At 60.5% G+C, this 3,770-nt stretch carries 4 protein-coding genes; 1 reads left to right on the forward strand and 3 read right to left on the reverse strand.

Annotated elements, in window-relative coordinates; genetic code table 11:
* Positions 1 to 136 precede the first annotated feature (136 nt).
* Both JNN07_12905 and JNN07_12910 read right to left on the reverse strand, forming a co-directional pair.
* Positions 137 to 1,255, reverse strand: coding sequence for a hypothetical protein (locus JNN07_12905; protein MBL9168636.1), 1,119 nt, complete (start codon positions 1,253 to 1,255; stop codon positions 137 to 139).
* 28 nt (positions 1,256 to 1,283) lie between these two features.
* On the reverse strand, positions 1,284 to 2,660 hold the full coding sequence (locus JNN07_12910; protein ID MBL9168637.1) for a DUF3142 domain-containing protein: 1,377 nt from the start codon (positions 2,658 to 2,660) through the stop codon (positions 1,284 to 1,286).
* Between the two features lie 128 nt (positions 2,661 to 2,788).
* On the opposite strand from JNN07_12910, the gene JNN07_12915 reads away from it, so the two are divergent.
* A complete protein-coding gene (locus JNN07_12915; GenBank protein MBL9168638.1) occupies positions 2,789 to 3,064 on the forward strand; it encodes a hypothetical protein in 276 nt (91 codons plus the stop codon).
* Positions 3,065 to 3,155: 91 nt separating this feature from the next.
* Here JNN07_12915 and JNN07_12920 read toward each other — a convergent pair whose 3' ends face one another.
* Positions 3,156 to 3,485, reverse strand: coding sequence for a cupin domain-containing protein (locus tag JNN07_12920; GenBank protein ID MBL9168639.1), 330 nt, complete (start codon positions 3,483 to 3,485; stop codon positions 3,156 to 3,158).
* Positions 3,486 to 3,770: the final 285 nt, after the last annotated feature.

Raw genomic sequence — 3,770 nt, forward strand, 5'->3', positions numbered from 1 at the left:
GCCAACCAACGGAAGGTCTGGGAAACGCTCCTCCAAATGCAGCAAATAACCGCCGAATACATGCTCTCAAACCTCCCCAATCCTCCTCGTCGCAAACGTCTCTCCAAAAAACGCTTAGGACTTAACTAACCGCCATTCAGATCAGGCCCTGATTCCGCGATTCTGCAGCGGTGGGGGTTGCCAGGGGGAAATGACCGGCGATTCGTGCTAGAATCTCGGCGGCTTTATCAATCTTTCCCGCCCGCAGCCAGAGCTTCGCATTGAGCCATTGGACGGTGGGCGAGGTGGGAGCGCGTTGGATCCAGCGCCGTGCGCTGGTCAGGTCGCCCGACTGATAAGCGGCCAGCGCCAGTTGCTCCCCGGTGGCCAGGTCCCGGATTCCAGCCGCCTCGACTGCAGCCAGCCAGCGGCCGGCCAGGCTTTTCGAGTCCGCCAGTTGCGTCTCGGGGGCCCAGGCGTCGTCGGTGCCGGAGATGAGCCAGCTGCCGATGACGCGTCGACTTTGCTCTTGGCGAGCCAGTGCCAAAAGTTGCGTGGGGGTGGCTTCGCTGAGCGCTCGACGGGCGGTTTCCCGGAGCGAGACCACCGCGGAGCCATCGCCGGATCCGAGCTGACGCAGGTAGAGCTCGATCGCGCGGAGGTAATCTTGTTGGCGCAACCGAAGCTGGGCTTCCCAACCGTAGCTCGCGGCGGCCAGCCCCAATGAATCTGAAAAGCCTTCGGACGCCAGGGTTCGCACTTGTTGATAGCGCTCGATGGCTTGGTCCCACTCGTTGGTATCGCTGGACCTCCCGAGCATGTAGGCCGCCCAGGTAGACTTGTAACGGCGCTCCTCGGCCGGGCGTGCGAGAATTCCGAGCCAAAGGGCACGCGCTAGATCCTTCTGTCCCGCCTGCCACAGCCAAGCCCCGCGAGCGTATTCCCCAAACTCGGCTGGCAATTGGGTCGACGCATCGACCACACCGGTCAAACGTGCCTGCTGGAGTGCTTCACGGTGAGGCGCACGTTCCGCAGCTGGGATCTTGGCTCGGTCAAGCGCTTGGTCCAGATCCGCCTGCTCCGCCGTGATGGTCTCACTAGGGTGATCCTGACCGGTCAGCCGAGCGGCATGGGGCGGTGCCTCGAGTCTCATTCGGTCGAGTTCCTTGCGAAACTGCGCGGTCGGTGCGGTGATCAACGTTTGCTCGCCTCCGCCCAGAAACCAGTTGGGAAAATCGGGACCGCAGGCTAGTGCTGAGGCAGTCGCCAACGCCATGAAACAGTAGCAGAAGCGACGGATGCGTTCAACGGACGGGAATGGGCGTAGTGCCCGGCGGAAGGGCTGGGGAATCAACTTCAAAAGACACCTCGGTGGGTTTCGAGAATCGTACCCATCCCACGCGTTGTCGCCGGCCGGGCTCCAGACGGAAAGGTTCCTGGTGGAACGATTCCGTCGGGGAAGAAAATTGAATCGAGGCGGGACCCTTGTCCTCCGCCGTAAAACCAGCCAACCCGTCTGCCGCCACCAAGCGGCTGCCGCGCCAACGCACCAGGATCTGGGCGGATTGAATTGCATCACTCGTCCCGCGGTTGATCAAATCAATTTCGAATAAAAGTGAATCCTCGGTCGCTGTCTCCACCCGCAAGTCCGGTTTGAGGGTCGATCCGCTGATGACCGATTGGAGAGTGGGCCATGTCCAATTCAGCCGATCCCCATCCACCGGGAGCCGATACCAGAGGATTCCCGTGAGGAAGGGGGGACGCTGGGTCGACCAGATGCGGGCTAGTTCGGACATGGATTGCGGGTCGGAGCGGACCTCCTTGTAACGGGTCCCTGGGGGCCAGTCGGGGCGAGGACCTTCGGCGGAGAGACCTAGAAATCGATTCTGTTGATCGAAGGCGCAACGGTAGCCGTAGGTCGGTAGGGCGACACGGAAAGGAACCCCTGCCTGGTTGGCGGTCTGTACCGAGCGCAGCGCTGCGGAGGGATCACAGAGCGTGAACGCCGCATCGAAGGAGGAGGGGCGGTTAAGGGAATGAACTTGAAGCACGAAACCATCGGCCGCCTTGACGAGATCCGCAAACCCCGGTCTACCCAACCACGCGGGGAGAGTCGTGAGCGTTAAACGATAGGATGGAAACTCCCGTTTCAGACCTTCGATCCAAATCCGGTAGCCGGCTAGCTTCGAGGAGGCGCAGTCGAAATCGATCTGGAGTTCCACGGGCTGAAGGCTCTTGGCCTTGGCTCGACGGAGTTGTTCATGGAGCGTTGTTTTGAGCAGGTCAAACTCGGTGCCTTTGGTCTGGAATGGTCCCGCGAATGGCCCGATGCGCAGGGCGAGTCCGACGGGTCTTCCCGTCTGCGCGACCGCGGCGTAGTCGACCTCCACGCTGGTGAGCTGCCCCTTGCCTTGTTTCCAGCTGATTTCCGCGCTCAAGACGACCCACCGGGTGAAGGGTCCGCCCCGCGAGCCTACCGCTTGAAGGACGGGATCGTTCCATGCGCGTTGCCAGACATAGACTTGGTGTTCGAGGCGCGGATCGGTCCCGGATTGGGCTCCGGGGGCGAGTAGCGAGATGAACCAGGTGCACAGCAGACCCAGAAGAATGGGGCTGGTCGACGTGGAGGGAGGTCGAAACCTCTGCGGAGAATGGGATTGGAGAACTGGGACTGGGCGCACATTCCTATTCTCGCGGCGTAGCCGGAGGGATGTCAAATGCCTGTGGCTTCGGGTTGTTGGGTGGGGCGAGAGGTAGGTCGGGTGAACGCCCTCCGCCTCAGTCATTCGCTTTAGTTAAAGTTCGTACTATGAATGCTTCCAGTCTTCTGCCAGTCTATCCCTCTGTGGCACGTAAGCTCAAACGAACCGATGTGGTCCTGGAAGTGGGCCAAATATGGCGTCTCCCCCAGGGATATGTGGAGATTGTTCAACTTGGTAAGACTTTGGCTCATTACCGTCGGCCGCGAACGGAAGGTCAGCGCGGAGTTTCTGTCTCCTTGGCTCCCATCACCGCGGTAGCAGCAATGCTACGCGATAACGACGCGGAGTTGGTCAAGTCTCCCCGCAAGCCTTCGGCAACCTAACCCCCGCACTCGCAGGCCTTGATGGCCGGAGGTGTGGGTTGGATGGCGAACTGATCCGGCACTCACTGCGTAGGAGTTCCTTCCGGCTTTTCTAATTCACCGTCAAAGGGCCGTCGAAGACGGTCAGGCTTAGGACCTCCGTACGGGCGATATGGGGTCCGTGGCGCTCGCCCCGCGGGGCGTAGAAAAAATCTCCGGTGGAGTAGACCTTCCCTCCCTCTTCCCAGCTTCCCGACAGGATATAGACCGACTCATTGGCTTGTGCGTGAATGTGTTCTGGTACGGTGATCCCGGCTTGAAATTTGCGCAGCACCGTGACCCCGCCGGTCGTTGGATTCTGATGGAGCACCAAAAGTTCCACGCCTGGGTAGGGACCTGGCCGCCACTGTTTTTCCTGAGCTGAGGTAATGTATGGAAACATGCGGACGGGACTCTGGCAGGGAAAGCAGAGTAATCCAAGCGGGGAGGATGGGATAGGAACGGGTGTGATTGTCTTGGGGTGAGAACGCCACCGCGCCAGCAGAAGTTCCCGACTCCGTCGGGTCCTGAAAAGCGGTAGAGGGCTCTAAGCATTACCCACAAGTTCTTCGACCAAATGTTAGAATCCCAAAGGGATTCCGCCTCAAAGCCCAGGGTTGGCGCGACGCAGGAGCGCCTACCCTGGGTTAGTCGTGGTTTTCTCACAACCCCATCGCGGGTTGCGCTT

This window comes from Verrucomicrobiales bacterium, assembly GCA_016793885.1.
Taxonomy (GTDB): Bacteria; Verrucomicrobiota; Verrucomicrobiia; order Limisphaerales; family UBA11320; genus UBA11320.

Bases quoted from the DNA above. Each gene is read 5' to 3' on its own strand.
- JNN07_12920 (MBL9168639.1), bottom strand. From the start codon at position 3,485: ATGTTTCCATACATTACCTCAGCTCAGGAAAAACAGTGGCGGCCAGGT.
- JNN07_12905 (MBL9168636.1), bottom strand. From the start codon at position 1,255: ATGGCGTTGGCGACTGCCTCAGCACTAGCCTGCGGTCCCGATTTTCCC.
- JNN07_12915 (MBL9168638.1), top strand. From the start codon at position 2,789: ATGAATGCTTCCAGTCTTCTGCCAGTCTATCCCTCTGTGGCACGTAAG.